This is a genomic window from Thermostichus sp. MS-CIW-36 (genome assembly GCF_054059035.1).
Window position 1 is genome coordinate 201,118 of sequence record NZ_JBSSBR010000002.1, and the last position, 23,373, is coordinate 224,490.

A 23,373-nucleotide genomic window follows, 5' to 3' on the forward strand; every position below is an offset into this window, starting at 1 on the left:
GGGTTGAGACTTGGCGCACGGGAAGAGGGGGCTATGGGTAAAGTCATCGGGATTGACCTGGGAACCACCAACAGTTGCGTGGCGGTTTTGGAAGGTGGTCAGCCCGTTGTGATTACCAACGCCGAGGGAGGGCGCACCACCCCCAGCATTGTCGGCTTCGCCAAGAACAACACCCGCTTGGTGGGCCAACTGGCCAAGCGCCAGGCGGTTACCAATGCCGAAAACACCATCTTCAGCATCAAACGCTTCATTGGCCGCACCTTTGCTGAGACCGAAGATGAGCGGAGGCGGGTTCCCTACAAAGTCATCCCCGGTCGAGACAACATGGTGGAAGTGGCGGTGCAAGATCGCGCCTACACTCCGCAGGAGATCTCCGCCATGATCCTGCAAAAGCTGAAGGCCGATGCGGAGGCCTATCTGGGGGAGCCGGTGACCCAAGCCGTGATCACCGTTCCCGCCTATTTTACCGATGCCCAGCGGCAGGCCACCAAAGATGCGGGCACCATTGCCGGCCTGGAGGTGCTGCGCATCATCAACGAGCCGACAGCAGCCGCCCTGGCCTATGGCCTAGACAAACAAGATCAAGACCTGCGCATTCTGGTTTTCGATTTGGGTGGCGGCACCTTCGATGTCTCGGTGCTGCAACTGGGCAGCGGCGTGTTTGAGGTGCAGGCGACTGCCGGCAACAACCACCTGGGGGGGGATGATTTCGACCAAAGAATTGTCGATTGGCTCATCCGTCAGTTTTTGGAGACGGAAGGGATCGACCTCTCGCGGGATCGCATGGCCCTGCAGCGGATGCGGGAGGCTGCTGAGAAGGCCAAAATTGAGCTGTCCAGCACCCAGGTTACACTCATTAACCTGCCTTTTATCACCGCCGACGATTCGGGGCCCAAGCACCTGGAAGTGGAGCTGACCCGCGGCAAGTTTGAGGAGTTGGTGCGGGATCTGGTGGAGGCCACCGTGGAGCCTACAGAACAGGCGCTGCGGGATGCTGGCCTCTCCCCTGCAGACATCGACCGCGTGCTGCTGGTGGGCGGCTCTACTCGTATTCCCGCTGTCCAGGAGAAAATTCGGCAAATCTTCAAAAAAAACCCAGATCGCTCCGTCAACCCGGACGAGGCGGTGGCCCTTGGCGCTGCCATCCAGGCAGGCGTGGTGGGTGGAGAAGTGAAAGATCTACTGCTGCTGGACGTGATCCCTCTCTCGATTGGGGTGGAAACGCTGGGGGGAGTCTTCACCCGCATCATCGAGCGCAACACCACCATTCCCACCAGTAAAACCCAGATTTTCTCCACTGCCACCGATGGCCAGAGTGTGGTGGAGATTCACGTCCTGCAGGGAGAGCGGGCCATGGCCAAAGACAACAAAACCTTGGGCCGCTTTCAGCTGACCGGGATCCCGCCGGCTCCCCGTGGGGTGCCCCAGATCGAGGTTTCTTTTGACATCGATGCCAACGGGATCTTGAAAGTCTCGGCTCGGGAAAAGGGGACAGGAATCGAGCAGAGCGTCAAGATCACCAACAACGGTGGCTTGAGCAGCAGCGAGATCGAGCGAATGCGTCGGGAAGCGGAGGCCTATGCCGAAGAAGATCAGCGCCGGCGGCAGTTGGTGGAAGCCCGCAACCAGTCAGATAGCCTGCTCTACAACTACGACAAAACCCTGCAGGAGCATGGCAATCGCCTCAGCGAAGCTCGAATCCAGCGGGGGGCTCAAGTGGCGGGCACATTGAGGGCATTGCTGGCAAATGATAACGTAGACTTAGCAACTTTACGGAACGCAATGGAAGAACTGCGGGCTGTCCTGCTGGAGATGGGTAGCGAGATCTATGGAGCTCGCTGAGGATTCTAGGCAACTGCTTGCTCTCCCCCAGCTCCGGTGCCTTGTAGGTCTGCTTCGGTTGTGCTGCCTGACAAGTTGCATCTCAAGTGTGTCTGATGTTTTGATCTTTAACCTCTTCTGAAGCGCTTCTATGGCTCGCGACTACTATGAAATCTTGGGGGTTAGCCGCGATAGCTCCAAAGAGGAGATCAAGCGCGCCTATCGACGGTTGGCTCGTAAGTACCACCCGGATGTCAACAAGGAGCCAGGCGCCGAGGAGCGCTTCAAAGAGATCAACCGTGCCTATGAGGTGCTCTCTGATAATGAGCTGAAAGCTCGCTACGATCGCTTTGGAGAAGCGGGTTTGAGTGGAGCTGCCGCGGCAGCCGGTGGATTCCAGGATTTTGCGGGGATGGGTGGCTTTGCCGACATTTTCGAGAGCTTTTTCACCAACTTTGCAGGGGCAGGAGCCAGCTATGCCCGCAGTCGCCAGGGGCCGGTACGGGGCGATGATCTGCGCTTTGACCTAAAACTGGAGTTTCTGGAAGCCATCTTCGGCGGCGAAAAGCAGATTCGCATCAGCCACTTGGAAGTCTGCAACGTCTGTGGAGGCAGCGGGGCTAAGCCCGGTACGGAGGTGAAAACTTGCCCCACCTGCGGGGGCAGTGGTCAGGTGCGGCGGGCAACCCGCACGCCGTTCGGCAACTTTACCCAGGTCTCGGTTTGTCCCACCTGTGGTGGCAGCGGTCAGGTGTTGGAGGAGCCCTGCTACAACTGCAATGGCGAGGGCTTGGCCCAAACCACGAAGAAACTGCGCATTAACATTCCAGCCGGCGTGGATAGTGGCACCCGTTTGCGGGTTTCTGGGGAAGGCGATGCCGGTCGACGCGGTGGCCCGCCCGGGGATCTCTACGTCTACCTATTCGTGGAGCCGGATCCCGACTTCCAGCGAGATGGCCTGACCATTCTCTCGGAGGTGCGGGTGAGCTATTTGCAGGCCATCTTGGGGGCCAAGGTCTCTGTGCCCACCGTGGACTCGAAAGCCGGCCTGGAGGAGGAGGTGGAGCTGACCATCCCAGCCGGATCCCAGCCGGGTACAGTGCTGACTCTGGAGGGCAAGGGGGTACCTCGCATTGGCAACCCGATGTCTCGGGGCGACCACCAAATCACGCTGGTGGTGGAGATCCCCACCCGCATCAGCTCAGAAGAGCGGGAATTGCTCATGCGCCTGGCTGAGCTGCACGGAGAACGCATCAACAAGCGGGATGGTTTCTTGGGCGGGTTGTTGCGGGGGCTGGCCCAGATGCCTGGCAACCGGGAGCGTGAGGAAGAATGACTGCAGAGGCTGTTTCGTCGGAAGAGGTCAAGTTTATCCTTGACCAGCGCGGGATCCCTTGCCCACTTAACTACGTGCGGGCGAAGCTGCGCCTGGAGCGCATGGCTCCTGGAGAATTGCTGGAGCTATGGCTGGATGCGGGAGAACCCCTGGAGCAGGTGCCCAACAGTCTAGCCATGGCCGGGCATCGGATTGAGGGACAGGCAGCTTCCCCCGAAGGCCATTACATTCTCTGGGTGCGTCGCGGCACGCCTGCGTCGCCATGAGCCCGGTGAAACCAGAAGGAAAGGGGGATCCGGGATCCAGTTGTACCGGCTGGGTGCGAGCAGCGCAGGCCAACTTTTATCGCGTGCGGATCGATCCGAGTTTGGCCGCCCTTTTTCCCGAGATCCCGGCTCGGTTTCCGGTTGAAAAGCCCACGCCGGCAGAGATTCTCTGTACCAGTCGGGCCAAGCTGAAAAAAATGGGTCAGCAGGTGATGGTGGGGGACTGGGTGGAGGTGCGCTTGCCGCCTGCTGCCGCCGACCTCTGGCCGGAGCGGGGGGTGATCGAGGCGATCCTGCCGCGGCGCACTCAGCTGCCTCGACCTGCTATTGCCAACGCAACCCAAGTTCTGGTGGTGGTGGCCCTAGCCGAGCCCGACCCTGAGCCCAATGCCCTCAGTCGTCTGCTGGTGCAAGCCGAGGCCAGCCAACTGCGGGTTCAGGTGGTGTTGAACAAATGCGACTGCGTGGATCCAGAAGTGGCGACAACTTGGGTGGAGCGTCTGCAGAGGTGGGGATATGAGCCTCTGTTGGTCAGTGCCCACACCCAAGCTGGGATCCCCCAGTTGCAACAGTGCTGTCGAGATCAGATCTCGGTGGTGATGGGCCCTTCCGGGGTGGGCAAATCCAGCTTGCTCAATCGGCTGCTGCCGGACGTTCGGCTGGCTACTCAGGCCGTCTCCAGACGTTTGGGCCATGGTCGGCACACCACCCGCCATGTGGAGCTGTTTCCTTTGCCGGAAGGCGGTTGGATCGCCGATTCGCCGGGATTCAATGCTGGCGAAGGGATCCCGCCGGTGCATCCTTTGCAGTTGATACGGTGCTTCCCCGAAGTAAGGGATCGCTTGGGCGCCTGTCAGTTTCGCGATTGCCTGCACCATCGAGAGCCGGGCTGTGGGCTCCGAGATCTGGATTGGGAACGACGGACTTTTTACTTGCAGCTTTTGCAAGAAGTCCAGCAGGTGCAAAAGGCATCGGTGGGCCTTATCCAGCCTGGCCAAGATCCCAGTCTCGCCAGAATTGCGCGAAAGACCCCAATCTGAGGACTATAGTCATTCCAAACTAGATTGAGACACTCCTCAAGCATTCCGTGCAGCTTCTGCGACCACTCCCAGCCCCTCTTCCTTTGGGAGAGGGGAGTTAGGAACCAATACACAATACAACAGAAATGTTTCATTCCTGTCTAAAATGACTATAAAACGACTGTAGAATGTCAGGTGGACCAGATCTTGCGGATGGGCAAGGTGAAGCCCGGCAGCACGTCCTCTCCCGATAAGGTTTCCGGATCTTCGACCAATTGCGGCGCTTGCCCTTGTCGGTAGATCATCACCCGCTTGGCCTTGGGATCCAGCAGCCACCCCAGCCGGCAGCCGTTGTCCATGTATTCTTGCATCTTGGCCTGAGTTTGAATCCAAGAGTCGGTGGGCGAGAGGATCTCCACCACAAAATCGGGGCACAGGGGCAAAAATCCTTGACGGACTGAGGGATCCAAAGCTTCCCACTTTTCAATCGGGATCCAGGCCAAATCAGGGGAGCGGTCGCTGCCTGAAGGCAAGGAAAATCCGGTGGAAGAATCAAAGCTTTTCCCTCGGCCCGATTGCCGATTCCAAACATAAACTTCCCCGGCAATTTCGAAGTTAAGATTGCCCGTTTCCCCACCGGTTGGAGACATGATGACCAATTCTCCTTGGGCAGTACGCTCCAGCTTCAGCTCAGGATTGGCGGCACAAAGCCGGATAAAATCTGCTCGGCTGAGGGTTATCAGGGGAGATAGATTCAGAGTCAGAGCAGCCATGGTAGTGTGACTCCGCCTGTTTTTGGCCTATCGCTCAACATTTTTACTGCAGCTGTTTCCAAGGTTGGGAGAGTTCTGCAATTGCGTGGGATCCCTGTCATGCAAGAGATCCATCAGAGTTGGCTGGGTTAAGGGTGTGGAAAAAAGCTGTATCAGGGATCGTAAATCCGTGAAAGCTACTCATATCAAGCCGACCAGATCTTGCGAATGGGCAAGGTGAAGCCCGGCAGCACGTCCTCTCCCGATAAGGTTTCCGGATCTTCGACCAATTGCGGCGCTTGCCCTTGTCGGTAGATCATCACCCGCTTGGCCTTGGGATCCAGCAGCCACCCCAGCCGGCAGCCGTTGTCCATGTATTCTTGCATCTTGGCCTGAGTTTGAATCCAAGAGTCGGTGGGCGAGAGGATCTCCACCACAAAATCGGGGCACAGGGGCAAAAATCCTTGACGGACTGAGGGATCCAAAGCTTCCCACTTTTCAATCGGGATCCAGGCCAAATCAGGGGAGCGGTCGCTGCCTGAAGGCAAGGAAAATCCGGTGGAAGAATCAAAGCTTTTCCCTCGGCCCGATTGCCGATTCCAAAGGGTTAAGTCTGTGGTGATTTCGGCATTCCAGTGGCCGGTTTCCCCGCCGGTTGGAGACATGATAACCAATTCTCCTTGAGCGGTACGCTCCAGCTTCAGGTCAGGATTGGCGGCACAAAGCCGAATAAAATCTGCTCGGCTCAGGGTTGTCAGGGGGGATAGATTCAGAGTCAGAGCAACCATGGCAGGCGTTTGGACACTCCTAAACCATTCTTAGAATGAGTCTAATGGGACCTCAGGATTTGCCCTCTGCTCTTAACCAAGCCACATCTTAACTGGGGTGAGGTGCGGGTTTGGTCAGGCCGATCACCTGAGTGTATGCACCGCGGGCCTGGGTTACACCAATGGTGTGCTCAGCTTTTTCGATCATGGGGCGGCGTAAACTGACCACCAAAAACTGCGCCTGACGAGATTGCTGCCAGATCATATTGGCCAATTTTTCCACATTGGCCCCGTCCAAAAACATATCTACTTCATCAAAGGCGTAAAAGCTGGAAGGGCGGAATCGCTGCAGAGCAAAAATAAAGCTGAGGGCTGTCAAGGATTTTTCTCCTCCCGACATGGCGCTGAGACGGCGCACCGGCTTACCTTTGGGGTGGGCCACCAAGGTTAGACCGCCTGCGAAGGGATCCTCTGGGTTTTCCAATTCCAAATGACCATCCCCATCGGAAAGTTGGGCAAAGATGGTTTGAAAATGGCCGTTGACGGCATGAAAGGCATCCAAGAAGGCTTGCCGACGCAGGGTGGAAAAGTTCTCGATGCGCAGCAACAACTCGGTGCGCTCTTGGTGCAGGGTTTCCAGTTTGGCGCTGAGATCCCGCAGGCGAGCTTGGGTCTGTTCGTATTCGGCAATGGCCAGCATGTTTACCGGCTCCAGGGATCGCAATTGCTCTTCGGTTTTGCGTTTTTGCCGTTGCAGCTCGTCTAAGGTCAGGGTGGCGGGCAAGTCCGGCAGCGGATCCGGCAGCTCTTGAACCACCGCTTGCAGTTGGGTTTGCAGTTGGGCCAGCAGAGCCTCTTTTTCCTGTTGTTGGGTGAGGGCGTTGTAGCGTTCCCACTCCAGGCGTTGGATTTGCTGTTGTTGGGCCCGCAATTGGAATTCTTGCCGATCCCGCTCTTGGCGCAGGTGGGAAAGTCGGGCCTCGATCTGGCTCATCTGTTGCCGTTGCTCGGCAAGGTGTTGCTGGATTTGGCCAAGGGTGGCTTGGGCTTGGACGATTTGCTCCTGCAGATAGGCTTGGCGCTGTTTGCTCTCCTGCAGGCGCTCCTGGTGGTGCTGGATTTGGGCCTGTTTCAGGTGTTGTTGGCCGGAGTTCTCCTGCTGTTGCCGCTCCAGTTGGGTCAGTTGCTGCTGCAGCTCTGCCAAGTGACTTTCCTGCTGCTGCACCGCCTGCTGCAGTTGCTGCCAATGCTGGTTCACCGGGGATCCCTCCAGTTGGCTGAGCTTGAGGGCGAGATCGGCTAGGCGCTGTTGCAAGGGATCCCAGCGCAGTTGAATCTGCTGGAGCCGCTGCTGGATCTGGTGGCTTTCGCTTTGCCTTTGCGCCAGGGATCCCTGCAGGTGTTGCAGGCGGGCCTGTTGCTTTTGGCAATCGGCTTGGTGACGCTCCAGATATTGCTGGGCTTGTAAGGCGTCCTGGCGAGCCAGGAGCAGGGCTTGGGCCAGTTGTTTTTCGCGGGCTTGGGCTGCTTGTAGGCGCAGGGTGAGGGCGGCCAGCAGTTCCTCCAGCTCGGCCAAGCGGGAGCGCAAGGCGGCCTCCTCGGAAGGTTCGCCGGCAGAAAAGTGGATCCCAGCTCGCTGGGGGGCGCTGCCGCCGGTCATGGCGCCCGAAGTTTCCAACAGCTCCCCTTCCAGAGTAACCATGCGGTGCTTGCCGATGTGGGGCTGGGCCAGCTCTAGGCTTTGGAAAACCAGGGTGGAGCCGAACACAAAGCCGAAAACATCCCGGTAGCGCTCTTCAAAACGCACCAAACGAATGGCGTAGTCGATCAGGCCGTCCAATTTCAGGGGGCTGGGGGGGCGGGTGGGCTGGAGCTTATTCAAGGGCAAAAAGGTGGCGCGTCCGGCTTTTTCCCGCTTCAAAAAGTTGACGGCGCTCACGGCCACGGTGTCATCCTCCACCACCACAAAGTGCAGCCGGTTCCCTGCCGCGATCTCCAGCGCCAGTTGATACTGGGGATCCACCTGCCCCAACTGGGCCACCAACCCCAAAACCCCCGGCAGACGGGCACTCAGGATGGCTTGGGTCGCTCGGGATCCCTGGGACTCTTGCAACACTTGGCGGCGGGTTTCCCATTTGTCCAGTTGCCGCTGCTTGGCGTGCAGCTCGACGGTGAGGCGCTCGTGGGTGGCGCGATCCAACTCCAGGCCGGCCTGCAGTTGCGCCAGCTCTTGGGCCAGGGTCTGAACCTGAGCTTCCGACTGTCGGCAAGTGTGTTCCAGCTCGGCGGTGAGGGCCAGGTGGGATCCCAGCCACGCCTCGATCTGGGCAATCTCCGCTTGGATCTCTTGGCTTTGTCGTTCCAGTTGCCGTTGTCGCTCTTGCAGGCGAATTTGCTCCTGTTGGAGAGGCTCCTGTTCAGCGCGGAGTTCCTCAATGTGGCGGGTGAGGTAGCGCTGCTGTTTCACCCAGGCATCAGCGGATTGGGCTAGGGCGCGCAGCTGTTCGCGGCTCTGTTCCAAGCTAATTTGGGCTTTCTGAACCTGGGCCTGCAGGGATCCCTGGGCTTGGGCCAGTTGCTCCTGTTGGCTGTGCAGGTGTTCCAGCTCCGCCTGCAGATGCTGCTGTTGGGTTTGCCGCTCCTGATGTAGGCGCTGCGCCTGCTCGATCTCCTGCTGCCAGGCTGCGATCTGTTGGCTGACCTGTTGCCGTTGTGTTTCGGCGGCGGCAATCTGGGCTTGCAGGTGCAGGTATTCCTCCTCTCCAAGGGCGTGGATGCGGCTTTGCAACTCGGCCAGGGCGGCTTCGGCTTGCTGCAAATGCTCGCTCAAGGTCTGCACCTGAGCGGTGGCCTGCTCCTGAGCCTCCAGAAGCTGCTGAATGGCCGCCTGGGTTTCTTCCACTTGGGCCTGCAAATGCCGCCAAAGCAACACCTGTTGCTGCTGCTCCAGCGTTTGCAACTGCAGCCGCAGTTGCTGATAGTGTTGGGCCTTTTCGCTCTCTCTGAGCAGCCGCTCTCCTTGAGCTTGCCATTCTTGTTCGATGAGCCGAAAACGCTCAATTTGTTCCCGCACCGCCTCCAGCTTGCTGTTGGCCTGGGCGATCTTGCGGTCGAAGGTGGCCACCCCCGCCAATTCGTCGATGATCTGCCGCCGTTCCTTGGGGTGCATGGAAATGATGCTGGTGACATCCCCCTGTAAAACGACGTTGTAGCCGTTGGGGTAGATGTGCATCGCCTCCAGTTGTTCGTGCAGCTCGCTCAGGGTACAGGGTACATCGTTGATGTAGAAAGTGCTGGTGTAGGGGAGAGAATCCGTCCCGCTATCGCGAGTGGGATCCTCAGCCTTTCCGGGCTTGACCCGCAGCCGGCGACTGACTTTCCATTCCCTGGGCTGACCATCTTCTCCTGGCCCCAGCTCAAAGGTGACAGAAACATGGGTTTCCACCTGCCGATTGCCGTTGAGGCTGCCGGAATGCACCAGATCCAAAAGCCTCTCTGCCCGCATCCCCCGCGAGGACGATAAACCCAGCGCAAACAGGATCCCATCCAGGATGTTGGACTTACCGGAGCCATTGGGGCCGGAAATGACCGTAAAGCCCGGCAGCAGGGGCAACGAGGTGGTGCTGCCAAACGACTTAAATCGGGTCAGCTCAATCCGCTTGACGTACATGACACCCCATATCTAGCGTGACCACCGGCAGATGATGGCAACAGGCTAGCATGGGTAGCAAAAACCTGTGCAGCTCAAGTTTCTTAGGACGGCTTGGCATCTGAGTCTGCACCTGTTGAGTCTACATCTGTGCCGACGAGCAGGTCGGCCTTTTGGAGAAGACGATGCACCTCCGCCCTCAGCTCCGGCCAGCGGTAGGTCAGCAGGTTTGCCTTGGAGATAAACAGCAGCCGGTAGCCGGGTTTCAGGTTTGGGCACAGGGGGCGCAAGATTTCTCGCAACTGGCGGCGCAGCCGATTCCGCTTTACGGCAGATTTGCTCACCTTTCTGCCGATCACCAGCCCCACTTGGCTAGGGATCCCTTCGCACCCTGCGGGCATCGGCTGAAACAGCAGGGTCAAGCCTGCACCGGAACGACGTTGGCCCCCCTGGTAGAGCGCCTGAAAAGCTCGTCGATCCCGCAATCGATGAGGAGCCGGCAACATTGGGCACCGAGGAGAGTCTGCCCCAGAAGTCAGCGAGTTTTGGGCTGCAACGCTCCAAAAAACCAAGACAAATCAAATCTCTGACCAAAGGGCTTAGGAAACCGCCAGGCGATAACGCCCCTTGGCCCGCCGTCGCCGCAAGACCTGACGCCCAGTTGCCGTTCGCATTCTGGCCCGAAACCCAGAAACCCGAATGCGTCTGCGATTGGTGCCACGAAGGGTACGCTGAGTCATGGTGAGAAGCCAACCAATGAAGCCAAGATCATCTGCCAGAGCTGACCAGACTGCCATTCAGCCTGCTGGCAACTGATCACAGGTGGTTAATCTTAGCAGACTCAATGGAAAATTGCTAGATTGGCCACCCCGCGCCGAGCAGTTAAATTGGGAATCCCGAAGCTCCTGTCGAGGAAGCCGCCGCTGTTTCCTCTGGGCTTCTGCTGTGTCGCTCTGAGTGTGTGGTGTGGATATTTCCCTGGATCAGCTCTGGGATGAAGCCCTGTGTCATCTGCAGGTGCAGCTCAGCCGCCCAACCTTTGAGGCTTGGATCAAAACGGCGCGGGCTGAATCGTTGGTGGACAACCGCCTCACCATCTGTACCCCCAGCGAATGGGCGCGGGGCTGGCTGCAAAAGCACTACGCCTCCACCATCACCGAGGTGGTGCAGCGGGTAGCCGGGATCCCTTTGCAGGTGGAGTTTTCCGTTTCCCCCCATGCTCCGGTCGAGGAAGAACCTCCTTCAAGAACCATTTCCCCAACATCGGGCAGAGCCGGCAGCTTACCTGCCTCCACCACCCTAGGACTGGAAGTCGGCGGCAGCCTGCCCATGCGGGCGCCGGATCTCAACCCCAAGTATTCCTTCTCACGGTTTGTGGTCGGCCCCAACAACCGCATGGCCCACGCAGCGGCCTTGGCCGTAGCAGACAAGCCCGGACGCGCCTACAACCCCCTGTTTCTCTGCGGCGGGGTAGGGCTGGGCAAAACCCACCTGATGCAGGCCATTGGCCACTACCAGCTAGAGGCAAATCCACAGGCCAAAGTCTTTTACGTGTCCACCGAACGGTTTACCAACGATTTAATCGATGCCATCCGGCGAGACAGCATGCAGTCTTTCCGGGAGCACTATCGAGATGTAGATATTTTATTGGTGGACGACATTCAATTTATCGAAGGCAAAGAGTACACTCAAGAGGAGTTTTTTCACACCTTTAACACCCTGCACGAGTCCGGCAAGCAGATTGTGCTGGCCGCCGACCGTTCCCCCCATTTGATCCCTCGTCTGCAGGAACGTCTCTGTTCTCGGTTTTCGATGGGCCTGATTGCCGAAATTCAATCGCCGGATATCGAAACCCGCATGGCCATTCTGAAGAAGAAAGCCGAGTACGAGGGAATGAACTTGCCCGCAGAGGTGATCGAGTACATTGCCACCACCTACACCAGCAACATCCGCGAGCTGGAAGGCGCCCTGATCCGCGCCGTCGCCTATGTTTCCATTTCCGGCTTGCCGATGAGTGTAGAGACGATTCAGCCCATCCTCAATCCCCCCAGCGAGCCGAAAGAGATCACCGCCGACATGATTACCGATGTGGTCTGTGAAGAATTCGGCATCGACCGAGAAAGTTTACTGGGATCCTCCCGCAAGCGCGACATCAGCCAAGCACGGCAAATTGCCATGTTCTTGATGCGCCACTACACCAACCTCAGCCTGCCCAAAATTGGCGACTACTTTGGGGGAAAAGATCACACCACCGTCCTCTATAGCTGTGAAAAGGTCAGTCAGCTACAGCGGCAAAGTCTGCAATTTGAACGGCAACTGCAAAAATTGGTCGAGCGCTTGCGGGTGGTTGCCAACAGCCGGAGCAGCTAGGCTTTCTGTTGTCGCTGGGCCGTCTTTGAGGTGTTGTTGCCGCGCTGTGGAGCACCTCCAGCCTTGCCCGTCTGCGTGGAGAATCCCTCGGAAAGCGGCTACAGTAGGGACGCGATGCATGGGGTTGCAGGCGGTGAGACAGTCTGGCAAAGGGCTTCGCCTGGGTATGCTGCTCCTCTGGGCTGGACTGGTGCCTGAGTGGCCAGTTTGGGCCAATTCCCAGCAAAACCCTATTCCAGATCCGATGCCGGCCCCCCTCTCAGCCGCTTTGGATTTGGGCTTGGATAGCCAACTTTTGGAAGGCAGCCCCGTGTTGCGCCGCTGGCTGCAAAACCCGCCCCATCTCCTGGAAGAAATCCGCAACACCCCTGTCTTGCCCACGCGCTTGCAGGCCGGTTTCGAGTCCTCTTCTCACTGGCGAATCAGCCTACAAGACTTGCGTCTGGGAGATCGCCTCACCCTCAGCGGTGACTATCGCCAATCTTCCGAACATCCCGAAGTGCGCCAGTACGGGTCGGAAATGCGTTACTTTCTGGCCCCCATGGGATCCCGTTTTAATCTGGCGCCACAACTGGGGTATCGGGCTTTGGAACAAAAGAACCGCAGCCTCAGTGGAGTTAGCTATGGGGCTTTTGCCGTTTTGGCCTTGGCTCCGGGAGGTGTAGATTTGACCGGCAGCTACAGTTGGGTTGCCCCCCAGGAGCCGGAAGAAGGACAGGCCACCCTGGCGGAGCTCACTGCTGCCTACGCCATTAGCCCTTCCTTTCGTCTTTCTGCTCGCTATAGCCTGCGCAACTCGACCTTGGATCGGGAGTTTAGCTTTGGCGTTGGGCTGGAGTGGATCCCATAGAGTGCGCCCTCACTCCTAGTCTCTCTCTTGGTGGAAGAGGGGAGCCAGGGATCGGCATGACTTGGATTGGGGTAATGGCTCCAACATCGACTCGATGGCCACTGCACAACTTAACCCGGCCAAGATCAGAGGCGCACTGCCCGCACAAAGGCCACCCAACCCAAGCTGAGATAACGCTCCAACTGCAGCCCCACCTGTTGAAGGTGCTCGCGCAACTGGGTTTCCGAGAAAAAATGAAGGCCGGTGGCTTCCAGCCATTGCTGCACCATCTGCCCCCATCCCTGTACCTGCTGGCTGTGCATCGAGACAAAGGCCCCTCCCGGTTTCAAGACGCGGGCAATTTCCCGCAAACAGGGATCCAAAGGCAATTCGTTCAAGGTGGCCCCGCTGATCACCGCCCCAAAAGTTCCAGAGGCGAGGGGAAGCTGTTCGGCTCGGGCCCGCATCAGGCTGTAGTGCTGCCAGTGGGGCTGTGCCTGTTGAGCGGCTTCCGCCAATACCCCTGCTGCATTGTCCAGGCCGATCACCGTCCGTTGTGGATCCTTGGCCAGGAGCAAGCGGCTCCAGTACCCCCCGGCAGTGCCCAAATCCAAGATGGGATCCCCCTCCCCCACCAACTCGGCCAGCAGTTGACTCTCCCGCTCGCTGCCAAAGCTCTCTCCCGTCAGCAGCGACAGGGCCCAGGGCCGCCAGAGGCGATCGTAGCCCCAGGCAAACCCAGGCAGATGGGCAATGGCTTGGGCCGGCGTGAGATGCAGGTCCGATGAGCTGCCGATAAAATCCACAGCCCCAGAAGCGGTGATGGGGTAAACCTGGCCGCAACTGGGACAATAAACCCGATCTGCCACGGATCCCTGCTCCCGCCCTGGTGCTTGGGTCAGCCCTTCCCGACCGCAGCTCAGGCAGCGATAGAGGTGAACCGGCAAAGCAGAGAGCGAAGAGAGCATGCGACAGCCCAACGCAACCCAAAACTCGCGAGGAAAAGGGGGCAGCTGCCGGGATCCAGCCCCAACAACCCCCCCAGTTGTCTATCTGGCAATGGAGATGGGATCCCTTAGACCAACTTTGGACTCCGTCCCGCTTCCGCAAGTGGACTGGGCAGGCCGACCTTCTCCGGGATGGGCACATACTCTGAGACAATCGCCCGGAATTCGTCGCCATCCAGGGTTTCCCGTTCCACCAAGGTATCGGCCAATCGATCCAGCAGAGGGCGGTGCTCCAGCAAAATCTGCTTGGCTTTCTGGTAACAGCTCTCCAGGATCTGCCGCACCTGGCGGTCGATCTTGGCGGCCACATCCTCCGAGTACTCGACGCGGTTCATCCAGCCGCCGCCCAAGAATACCTCGTTGTTGGGGGGATCCAACATCAAGGGCCCCAGCTCGGACATGCCAAAGCGGGTCACCATCTGCCGCACCAGATTCGTGTTCTGCTGCAGGTCGTTGCTGGCTCCGGTGGTCACTTCGGAGTAGCCGAAGACGATCTCTTCGGCCGCCCGACCGCCAAAGCCCACCACCACCCGATCCAGCAGCCAAGCGCGGCTGTACATGCCGGAGTCGATCTGCTCTTCGTTGGGCAGTTGCTGGGCAAAGCCACCCGCGCCGCCGGAACGGGGGATGATGGTCACCTTGTTCAAGGGATCTGCATGGGGCAAAAGTGTCATCAACAGGGCATGGCCGCACTCGTGGTAGGCGATCAGGCGCTTGCTCTTGCCGTCCAACAGCGGGGGCTTGGTCAGGCCAATGGTGATGCGGTCAATGGCGTCCTCAATGTCTTGGTTGGTGATGGCCATGCGCTGACGGCGGGCCGCCAAAATGGCCGCTTCATTGAGCAGGTTGGCCAGATCCGCACCGGCAAAGCCAGGGGTACGGCGGGCAATCGCCTCTAGGCTGACCTCTTCCGCCAGCTTCTTGTTGCGGGCATGCACCCGCAAGATCTCGTAGCGCCCCTTAAAGCTAGGCCGATCCACCGTAACCTGGCGGTCGAAGCGGCCCGGACGCAAGAGAGCCGCATCCAACACATCAGGGCGGTTGGTGGCGGCAATCACGATAATGCCGGTGTTGCCCTCAAAGCCGTCCATCTCGGTGAGCAACTGGTTCAGGGTTTGCTCGCGTTCGTCGTTGCCCCCGCCGATGCCGGCCCCCCGCTGCCGGCCCACCGCGTCGATCTCGTCGATGAAGACGATGCAGGGCGCATTCTCCTTGGCCTTCTTGAAGAGATCCCGCACGCGAGAGGCGCCCACCCCGACAAACATTTCCACAAACTCAGAGCCGGACAGGCTAAAGAAAGGCACTCCTGCCTCGCCGGCAATGGCCTTGGCCAGAAGGGTTTTGCCCGTCCCCGGCGGCCCCACCAACAACACACCCTTGGGGATCTTGGCCCCAACAGCGGTGAAGCGCTCCGGCTTCTTCAGGAAGGTGACCACCTCTTGCAATTCTTCTTTGGCCTCTTCGATGCCGGCCACATCGTCGAACTTAACGCCGGTTTTGGCTTCCATCTGGAAGCGGGCCCGCGATTTGCCGAAGTTCATTGCCTGCCCAGGGCCGCCCGCTCCGCCACCGGCACGCCGCAGGAAAAAGAACAACCCTCCCAACAGCAACAGCGGGATCACCAGGTTGCCCAGAAGCGCCCAGAAGGCGCTGCCATTGCGGGTGGGCACCACTGCCACTTCGATCCCCTGCTCGGTGAGGCGGTCCACCAGTTGCGGTACGGTGTTGGGCAGCAGGTTCACTCGGTAGCGGGTGGAATGCTGGGTCTGGGGATCCACAGCCGTAACTTCAGCTACCAGATTGTTGTCCGTGAGGCGCACATCCGTAACCCGCCCCTCCTCGACGTAGCGCAAAAAGCGATCGTAGGTGAGGGCCGAGGCCAAAGCTGCATGGGCAGGTACCAGGCCGGATCCCTGCCAGAGACAAAAGCCCAGCAGGAGGGCGATCAGCCAGCGCTGGGGAGATAGAGGCTTGTTCATAGGGAAGAGAACGCTCGGTTATTAAAAGTCCTTTAACAAACTTAACCTGTCCCTCCTGGAAGGCACAACCCTGCCCCCGCACCAAGGAGAACTCAATGGGCTTGAGATCTTGTAGGGATCCCTGCCCCATCCGATGCCCGCCACAAGCCTGCAGTTAGGCCGAGCCGGGGGATCCCAGACCATCCAGCCCATAGACGCGCCGCCACATAGAGTCGGCCAGAGCAGCGGGCATGAGCCGCATCAGCCCCAACGCCACCTTGCCCCCTGTGAAAGCAGTGTAGCGGTCGGAAGGGTGAGGATCCGTCATCGCCCTCAGGATCGGCTCCACCACTTTTTCCACCGGCCAGGCCATTTTGTTAAACGAGCTGGCCAGCTCGGCAGTCTTGTCCAAGATCGCTTTGTAGGGGCCATTGGGGTTGACAACGGCAGCAAAGGTTTCTTCCGCCACGCGGCCAAACTCGGTGGCTACCGGCCCCGGCTCGATCAAGATGACCTTGATGCCGAAGGGGGCCACCTCCACCCGCAACGCATCGCTGAGGGCCTCCACAGCAAACTTGGTGGCGCTGTAAACGCCGCTGAAAGGCATGGACAGCTGGCCGGCCACCGAGCTGAGGTTGAGGATGCGGCCACTGCCCCGTTCCCGCATTTGGGGCAAGAGGGCACGGGTGAGAGCATGCAGGCCAAACACATTCACCTCAAACTGGCGCCGCATGGCCGCCACATCCACCTCTTCCACCGGCCCCATCTGGCCATAGCCGGCGTTGTTCACCAGGATATCCACCCGGCCAAAGTGATCCAGAGCCTTTTGGGCCAGCGCCTCCACCTGGGCCGTATCGGCCATGTCGGTGGGCACCACCAGCGCCTCCGCTCCCCGACTCTCCACCAAGTCTTTGACGTTTCGCAGCAGCCCTTCCCGGCGGGCCGCTAGCACCAAGCGAGCCCCGCGTTTGGCCGCCTCCAGAGCGACTGCTTCCCCAATTCCAGCAGAGGCGCCGGTAATCAGCACCACCTGATTGGCAAGTGAAGGCATGGTTTCTTTTATCCAAACTCTCCACCATCCTAGAAGAACGACCGGGATCCCTGGAGAGGGGCAGCCTCGCCTTCCGAACTTCTGGATTCGGCATCCGGTATTATGGCTATGATGGGGTGAGCCCAAAAAACAGCCGGGACAAAGCCCGATGGACAAGCTTCCTCTTGGGCTGAGGTCTTGCGGCGCTTTGACCAAAGTCCAAAGTGTAGAGAATGGGGTATAGGGTGCAGCGACTGTGAAGTACTTCTGCAGACGAATTGGCCGAGGTCGATCTCTCTCCCCGGAAGAGCGTTGGGTTGTTACTGAGGTTCGATTGGCTCAATTGCTCAGGGCAGCGGAAGCCAACTTGCGGGCCAATTCTGAGTTGCGCCAACAGCAGCAGGAGCAGCAAAAGCAACTGGAAGCCGAGCGCCGCCACAGCGAAGCCCTGAGAGACTCGACCGCCGATTTGCGCACCAGCGTGATGGAGCTGCGGGAAGGACAGGCCCTTTGGCAGAGCCATGTGGAAGAGCTGCGCTCCTGTCTGCGGGAGTTGCTCAAGGAACAAAGTGAACTGGTGCAGATTGTTGCCCAGCAGCAGCACATCCTGAAGGATTGTCAGGAAGTCATCCGCGCCATGCTGGAGCAAATGCGAGATGACCACCGAGACTTCCGCTCTGCCATCAGCATTTTGCTGGAGGAGCTGCACCAAACCGTGCGCTGTTTGGTTATCAGGTCAGGTGGCACCCTACCCAAGCCCGTTCGCCATCCCGAAGTGCCGGAGACGGATCCCGGCTCCCCGCCGACCGATTCGGCCTCGCCTGGGGAAGGCTCTTCGTCCTAGGGATCTTCTGCTCCCCCAAGAGCTATCCCACATCGCCTTCCGGCAGCCACTGTGGCCAAAACAGGCGTAACTCCCTGACCCGCTCCCCTTTGACCAGGAGGGATCCGCCCCCGGAGCGGCTTTGCAGCGGGATCTCGGCAGGAGAGAAGGAGTACACCTGTTCAGACTCTGTGATCACATCCAGTTGCAGATGGGAAGGCCTCTCCAGCTCGGGGGGGAGACCCACCAAGCCCACCAGCACATCCCCTCGGTCGGAGAAGTGAAAGGCCGGCACGCCCACTTGACCCCGCTCCAGGATGGGGATCTCCTCCAGAGGCAAGCGCTTCAGGTGGCCCAACCGGCTGGCCAGAACCAGGATCCCTTGCGGGGGCAGCAGCGCCATACCAACTATTCGCTCGGCGCGCCCCAAACGCAGGGCCGGCGATCCCATAGCCGCTCGACCCATCAGGGGAATCTGTTGGACATCCAGCCGCAGCACCCGTCCCCCTGAAGTAGCCAGGACGACGCTGTAGCCTTGGTGGCCGGGATCCCAAAGGGCTGCCCAGCCCAGCTCATCTCCCTCTTTTAGCTTTAGGACAGTGGATCCCCGTTGGGTGAGGCCCATTAGCTCTGCCAGGGCCAGCCGCTTGATCCGCCCCTGCCGGCTGAGCACCACCAAACTTGCTTTGCCCGGATCCGGAGCCAACGTGAAGGTGGCAACCATCGGCTCGGGGTTGGGGAGAAGGGTAACCAGAGGCACCCCCCGTGAAGAGCCAGTGCTGAGGGGGATCCCTGCGATGGGCACGGTAAAAGCCTTGCCGCCGGCGGTGAGCACCAAGATTTCCTGCTCCAGCGTGGCGCATTCCAGGCCGACCAGCACATCTTCCCCCAGTTCCCGTTGCGCCGGGTTGCTGCGGGAGCGACGGCTAGGCAGAGGCAGGCGGCGCACATAGCCCTTGCGGGTGAATTGCAGCAAGAAGTGGGTCTCTTCCGTCTCTTCGCCGCTGGGGATTTGGGCCACTTCCGCTTCCAGCTCCGAGGCCGAGAGGATCTGGGTGCGCCGGGGATCCCCGAAGGTCTTTTTCAGGTGTCGCAGCTCTTTTTTCAAATAATTCAAGAGCTTGCGGCGGTCGCTGAGTAGCCCCTGCAGTTCTTCGATGCGGGTCTGCAACTGGGCGTGTTCCTGGTGCAGCCGTTCCCGCTCCAATCCCGTCAGGCGACGCAGAGGCATGGCCAAAATCGTCTCTGCCTGCTGGGGGGTACAGCCCAGGCGAGTTTGCAATTGGGCTTTGGCCGTGGTGCCATCGGGCGCTTGCCGCAGCAGCTCGATCACCCCCTCCAGATCCGCCAACGCCAGCAACATTCCTGCCACCTCTTCCGCCTTGCGCTGCACCTGCTGCAACTCGGCACGGAACATCCGGTTGAGGGTGGCCTCGCGAAATTGCAGAAAGTGCTGCAGGATTTCCTTGAGGCTGAGCTGCTTGGGTTTTCCGTCCACCAGGGCAAGCAGGATTACCCCAAAGGTGCTCTCCAGGGGGGTCAGCTTGTACAACTGCTGCAAAACCGCCTGTGGGTTGGCCTCTCGCTTCAGCTCCACCACCACGCGAATGCCGCTGCGATCCGACTCATCCCGCAGATCGGCAATGTCGCTGAGGCGGCCCTGGCTGGCCAACTCCGCCACCTTCTCGATCCAAGCGGCTTTGTTCACCTGGTAGGGAAACTCGCTGATGACTAGAGCAGGCCGCCGGTGGCGTCCTTTGCCCGGCTGGATCTCCTCAAATCGGGCTACCCCCCGCAGGGTGATGGAACCGCGCCCGGTGAGGTAGGCTTCGCGGATCCCTTGGGTGTCCAGGATTTGGCCGCCGGTGGGAAAATCCGGCCCCGGGATCCACCGCAACAGTTCCTCAGGGCTGAGGTCGGGATGGTCGATCAAAGCCAACAGGCCATCCACCACTTCCCCCAGGTTGTGGGGTGGGATATTGGTGGCCATGCCCACAGCAATGCCGGAAGAGCCGTTGAGCAGCAAAATGGGCAAGCGGGCCGGAAGAACGGTGGGTTCCGCCTGGGATCCGTCGAAATTGGGCATGAAATCGACGATCTCTTCCGACACCTGCTCCAGAAGCGCTGTGTGGCTCAGCTCCGCCAGCCGACACTCCGTGTAGCGCATGGCCGCCGGTGGGTCATCATCCACAGAGCCGAAGTTGCCGTGCCCCGCCACCAGGGGATAGCGGCTGGAAAAGTCTTGCACCATGCGCACCAGCGCGTCATAGACCGCCTGATCCCCGTGGGGGTGATATTTCCCCAGCACATCCCCCACCACCCGTGCGCATTTGCGGTAGGGGCGATCCGGCGTCAGGCCCAGCTCGTGCATGGCGTAGAGGATGCGGCGGTGTACCGGCTTGAGGCCATCCCGCACATCCGGCAAGGCCCGCCCCACGATCACGCTCATGGCGTATTCCAGGTAGGAGCGCTGCATCTCCCCCTGCAAATCGGTCACAATCACCCGACCCAGACGGGATCCCCCATTCGATCCCAATCCCAGTCCGTCGAGAGTCAGTTGCTGAGTCATGGCACAAAGGAGCGGAACGCTTTCCAGGTTACTGTAGCCGTTTCTCTGGTTCTTGCGAGGTGGGATCCCACACTGACAGGGGCTGAGAGACTGGAAATGCTGCTCACTATCCATCGAGTTGTATCCATGCGTTTCTCTGAAAGAGCTCAACCTTTGCTCGTTGTGGTATCGATCGGCGTGGGTCTGGCCCTCACAGGATGGCCAAACTCTGTCCAAATCTTAAGAGGCTGGGTACAACCTCTGTTGGCTTTGCTGCTTTATCTCACTTTCCTGGGCATTCCACTCGCATCTGGGGGAAAGGTTTTTTTTCAGAAACTTGAGCAGGTTAATCGCGCTTCTAAAGCTGTATTGGCAGTGGCGTTGGCCAGTTTGTCGATCAACTTTCTGTGGACTCCGATTTTTGCCTGGGGATTGGGGGCTGTTTTTTTATCGGATCTGCCAGATTTGTGGGTTGGCCTGCTCATGTTGATGGTAACTCCTTGTACGGATTGGTATTTGGTTTTTACAGGGATAGCGGGTGGAAATGTGGTTTTAGCAACGGCCCTGTTGCCTGTTAATTTGGTTCTGCAAGTTTTGCTTTTGCCAGTTTATCTTTTGCTTTTGGCAGGAGATTTAGTCGAATTAAATGTTGAAATTTTATTGTCAGGCTTGTTTTGGATCCTTTTCTTGCCTTTGCTGGCAGCAGCACTCACACAATACTCCATTCGGCAAATCAAAACGGAACGTGGAGAGAGGGGATCCCTTGAAAGCTATCAAGACCGGATTAGCATCATGCAGATTGTGGCTTTGAATCTAGCGATAGTTTTTATTTTTGCCACTGAAGGAAGCATTCTCGCTGAGAATCCAGCCCTACTTTTCAAGCTTCTGCCTCCCATTCTGGTTTTTTTCGCCGTCAACTTCCTCTTGGCTTACCAGGTCAGCCGCTGGCTGGGTTTGGCTTATGAGGAGTGGGTCTGTTTGACCTGTACAACCTTGGCTCGCAATTCTCCGCTTGCTTTGGCCATTGCTGCTTCTGCTTTTCCGCAGCGTCCGTTGATCCTTCTGGCTTTGGTGATCGGCCCCCTGATCGAGCTGCCGGTTTTGACGATTGTTGCCCAGATGCTGTTGCAAATTCGACAGAAGAGATGCTGGAAGCAGGCTCGACGCTAGTTGAGGTGGCGCTCGGCCAATTCTAGCCAACGGGCGGTCCCGGAGTCGATGGCGGCGGTTAAGTCTGCCAGTTTCTGGGCTAACTTTTGCACTTCGCTGTAGCCGCTGGGAGGGTTGCGATAAAGGATCTGCTCAATTTCAGCTTTTTCTGCCTCCATCTGCGGAATTTGGCTTTCAAGCTGCTCATATTCCCGTTTTTCTTTGAAGGAGAGTTTTCTGCTTTGTGGGATCCTATCAAGCTCTTTTTCAGGCTGGGGAATGAGAGGGACAGACTCAGGGCGGGCGGATTTGATCTCACTCTCTTGGCGCTGCTTATGCTCCAGATAAACAGAATAGTTGCCAGGATATTGCCGGATTTGGCCGGATCCCTCAAAGGCGAAGATGCGATTCACGGTGCGATCCAAAAAATAGCGGTCATGAGACACCACGATCACACAACTATTGAATTCTTCCAGATAGTCTTCCAATACTGCCAAGGTTTGCACATCCAGATCATTGGTGGGCTCATCCAAAATCAACACATTCGGCGCTTGCATCAACACCCTCAACAAAAACAAGCGGCGGCGCTCACCACCGGAAAGTTTGTGGAGTGGGGCATATTGTTGATTGGGGGGAAAGAGAAAGCGCTCCAACATTTGCGATGCGGTGATCGTCTCCCCATCGGCAGTTTTCACCAGCTCTGCCACTTCTTTGAGGTACTCGATCACCCGTTGGTCGGGGTTGAGGCTGAGATCGTCAGAGTATTGGTCGAAGTAGCCAATGTGGATGGTGGGGCCAATCTCCACTCGGCCCGCATCTGGAGCCAATTTGCCGATGATGATATTCATCAAAGTCGATTTTCCCGCCCCATTGGGGCCAATAATGCCCACCCGATCATCGGGGGCAAAGGTATAGGTAAAGTCTTGAATGAGGAGTTGGTCGCCGTAGGATTTGTGGATCCCTTCTAGCTCGATCACCTTTTTGCCGATGCGACGCCCGGCGGTCGCAATATCCACTTGTCCCAGAGCTTGCTTGAATTCTTGATTTTGTAGGTCTTCGATGCGCTGTTTGCGGGCTTTTTGCTTGGTGCTGCGGGCTTTGGCGCCTCGTTTGAGCCATTCCAATTCCCGCTGTAAGAGATTGGCATACTTGCGTTGGGATCCCTTTTCGACCGCTTCAGCAGCCGCTTTTTTCTCCAGGTAGTAAGAGTAGTTGCCGCTGTAGGCATACAGATCGCCGCGATCAATTTCCAGAATGCGCTGGGTAACCCGATCCAAAAAATAGCGGTCGTGGGTGATCAGCAGCACTGCCCCAGCAAAACGATTCAAATAATCTTGCAACCATTCCACCGATTCGGCATCCAAGTGGTTGGTGGGCTCATCCATCAGTAGAGCATCTGGCTCTGCCAAGAGGGCTGACGCAATGGCAATCCGCTTACGGTATCCCCCCGACAAATCGCCAACGCGGGCCTGAAAGTCTGCAATGCCCAAACGGCTGAGAATGGTTTTGGCCTGGGTTTCCAGATCCCAAGCGGATTCCACCTCGATACGCTCGCTAATACTGGCCAACTGCGATAACAGACTGGGATCCCCACCTTGATGGGCCAAGCGATGGGAAAGCTCCTCGTAGGCTCGGATCAGGCGCATTTTTTCTCCGGCAGCCGCAAACACCTGCTCCAGCACCGTATGCTCGGGATCCATCTCTGGCTGTTGGGGTAGGTAGATTATCCTCGCCCCAGAACTGACCCAGAGGTCGCCCCCATCGATGGGTTCTAGGCCAGCGATCATCTTGAGCAGTGTGGATTTTCCGGAACCGTTGGTGCCGATGATGCCGACTTTATCGCCTTCTTCTAGGCTGAAACTGGCATTCCTCAGGAGTTCCTTGATGCCAAAATCTTTGCGAACGGAGTTGAGGGTGAACAGGGCCATGGGGGATCAGGATGCTGGGATCTGCAGGATACAGCCTGTTAAGGGCTCAAGGGGTACAATAGCAGCACTTAGCAAACCAACTTCGGAAGGAGGATGGATTGATCAGTAGTAAAGAAGTCTT

General features: G+C 58.4%; 18 protein-coding genes. 8 read left to right on the top strand and 10 right to left on the bottom strand.

Translation table 11 applies throughout. The features are described 5' to 3' along the window. Positions 1–33 precede the first annotated feature (33 nt). The 4 genes from dnaK (at position 34) to rsgA (ending at position 4,463) form a co-directional block, all read left to right on the top strand. A complete protein-coding gene (gene dnaK, locus ACVWVQ_RS02250) occupies positions 34–1,842 on the top strand; it encodes a molecular chaperone DnaK (RefSeq protein WP_414329166.1) in 1,809 nt (602 codons plus the stop codon). A gap of 130 nt (positions 1,843–1,972) precedes the next feature. Then, positions 1,973–3,157, top strand: coding sequence for a molecular chaperone DnaJ (dnaJ, locus tag ACVWVQ_RS02255; RefSeq protein ID WP_457506654.1), 1,185 nt, complete (start codon positions 1,973–1,975; stop codon positions 3,155–3,157). Then, complete coding sequence (locus ACVWVQ_RS02260; RefSeq protein WP_414329168.1) at positions 3,154–3,423, top strand: sulfurtransferase TusA family protein; 270 nt, start codon at positions 3,154–3,156, stop codon at positions 3,421–3,423. Before dnaJ ends, ACVWVQ_RS02260 begins: the two co-directional genes overlap by 4 nt. Continuing rightward, on the top strand, positions 3,420–4,463 hold the full coding sequence (rsgA, locus tag ACVWVQ_RS02265) for a ribosome small subunit-dependent GTPase A (protein WP_414398405.1): 1,044 nt from the start codon (positions 3,420–3,422) through the stop codon (positions 4,461–4,463). Before ACVWVQ_RS02260 ends, rsgA begins: the two co-directional genes overlap by 4 nt. A 170-nt stretch (positions 4,464–4,633) precedes the next feature. Here the strand turns inward: rsgA and ACVWVQ_RS02270 are convergent, their stop codons facing one another. The 5 genes from ACVWVQ_RS02270 to rpmH form a co-directional block, all read right to left on the bottom strand. Further along, positions 4,634–5,215 (bottom strand): Uma2 family endonuclease, encoded by a 582-nt coding sequence (locus ACVWVQ_RS02270; protein ID WP_457465401.1) that lies wholly within the window; start codon positions 5,213–5,215, stop codon positions 4,634–4,636. A gap of 185 nt (positions 5,216–5,400) precedes the next feature. Next, positions 5,401–5,982: a Uma2 family endonuclease gene (locus ACVWVQ_RS02275; RefSeq protein ID WP_414417340.1), complete on the bottom strand. Its 582-nt coding sequence runs from the start codon at positions 5,980–5,982 to the stop codon at positions 5,401–5,403. Positions 5,983–6,070: 88 nt separating this feature from the next. Continuing rightward, positions 6,071–9,631 (bottom strand): chromosome segregation protein SMC, encoded by a 3,561-nt coding sequence (gene smc / locus ACVWVQ_RS02280; RefSeq protein WP_457506656.1) that lies wholly within the window; start codon positions 9,629–9,631, stop codon positions 6,071–6,073. Between the two features lie 83 nt (positions 9,632–9,714). After that, positions 9,715–10,116: a ribonuclease P protein component gene (rnpA, locus tag ACVWVQ_RS02285; RefSeq protein ID WP_414355543.1), complete on the bottom strand. Its 402-nt coding sequence runs from the start codon at positions 10,114–10,116 to the stop codon at positions 9,715–9,717. Positions 10,117–10,209: 93 nt separating this feature from the next. Next, positions 10,210–10,350: a 50S ribosomal protein L34 gene (rpmH, locus tag ACVWVQ_RS02290; protein WP_011434477.1), complete on the bottom strand. Its 141-nt coding sequence runs from the start codon at positions 10,348–10,350 to the stop codon at positions 10,210–10,212. A gap of 226 nt (positions 10,351–10,576) precedes the next feature. On the opposite strand from rpmH, the gene dnaA reads away from it, so the two are divergent. Beyond that, positions 10,577–11,980 (top strand): chromosomal replication initiator protein DnaA, encoded by a 1,404-nt coding sequence (dnaA, locus tag ACVWVQ_RS02295; RefSeq protein WP_457506659.1) that lies wholly within the window; start codon positions 10,577–10,579, stop codon positions 11,978–11,980. 244 nt (positions 11,981–12,224) lie between these two features. After that, entirely contained in the window at positions 12,225–12,830 is a 606-nt protein-coding gene (locus tag ACVWVQ_RS02300; protein ID WP_457506661.1) for a hypothetical protein, read from the top strand. Positions 12,831–12,955: 125 nt separating this feature from the next. Here the strand turns inward: ACVWVQ_RS02300 and ACVWVQ_RS02305 are convergent, their stop codons facing one another. The 3 genes from ACVWVQ_RS02305 to ACVWVQ_RS02315 all read right to left on the bottom strand — a co-directional run bounded on the left by ACVWVQ_RS02305 (position 12,956) and on the right by ACVWVQ_RS02315 (position 16,825). Beyond that, positions 12,956–13,777, bottom strand: a complete 822-nt coding sequence (locus ACVWVQ_RS02305; RefSeq protein WP_457506663.1) for a class I SAM-dependent methyltransferase — start codon at positions 13,775–13,777, stop codon at positions 12,956–12,958. A 107-nt stretch (positions 13,778–13,884) separates the two neighbouring features. Continuing rightward, entirely contained in the window at positions 13,885–15,795 is a 1,911-nt protein-coding gene (ftsH, locus tag ACVWVQ_RS02310; protein ID WP_457506665.1) for an ATP-dependent zinc metalloprotease FtsH, read from the bottom strand. Between the two features lie 154 nt (positions 15,796–15,949). Then, positions 15,950–16,825 (bottom strand): SDR family NAD(P)-dependent oxidoreductase, encoded by an 876-nt coding sequence (locus tag ACVWVQ_RS02315; RefSeq protein WP_414406525.1) that lies wholly within the window; start codon positions 16,823–16,825, stop codon positions 15,950–15,952. 235 nt (positions 16,826–17,060) lie between these two features. Here ACVWVQ_RS02315 and ACVWVQ_RS02320 point away from each other — a divergent pair, with 235 nt between their 5' ends. Next, complete coding sequence (locus tag ACVWVQ_RS02320; RefSeq protein ID WP_414374067.1) at positions 17,061–17,648, top strand: hypothetical protein; 588 nt, start codon at positions 17,061–17,063, stop codon at positions 17,646–17,648. A gap of 22 nt (positions 17,649–17,670) precedes the next feature. On the opposite strand, the gene ACVWVQ_RS02325 is transcribed toward ACVWVQ_RS02320, so the two are convergent. Beyond that, entirely contained in the window at positions 17,671–20,196 is a 2,526-nt protein-coding gene (locus ACVWVQ_RS02325; protein ID WP_457506679.1) for a DNA gyrase/topoisomerase IV subunit A, read from the bottom strand. A gap of 96 nt (positions 20,197–20,292) precedes the next feature. On the opposite strand from ACVWVQ_RS02325, the gene ACVWVQ_RS02330 reads away from it, so the two are divergent. Next, positions 20,293–21,345, top strand: a complete 1,053-nt coding sequence (locus tag ACVWVQ_RS02330; RefSeq protein WP_457398334.1) for an arsenic resistance protein — start codon at positions 20,293–20,295, stop codon at positions 21,343–21,345. Here the strand turns inward: ACVWVQ_RS02330 and ACVWVQ_RS02335 are convergent. Beyond that, entirely contained in the window at positions 21,342–23,252 is a 1,911-nt protein-coding gene (locus ACVWVQ_RS02335; RefSeq protein WP_457506667.1) for an ABC-F family ATP-binding cassette domain-containing protein, read from the bottom strand. The genes ACVWVQ_RS02330 and ACVWVQ_RS02335 overlap by 4 nt on opposite strands. Positions 23,253–23,373 lie beyond the last annotated feature (121 nt).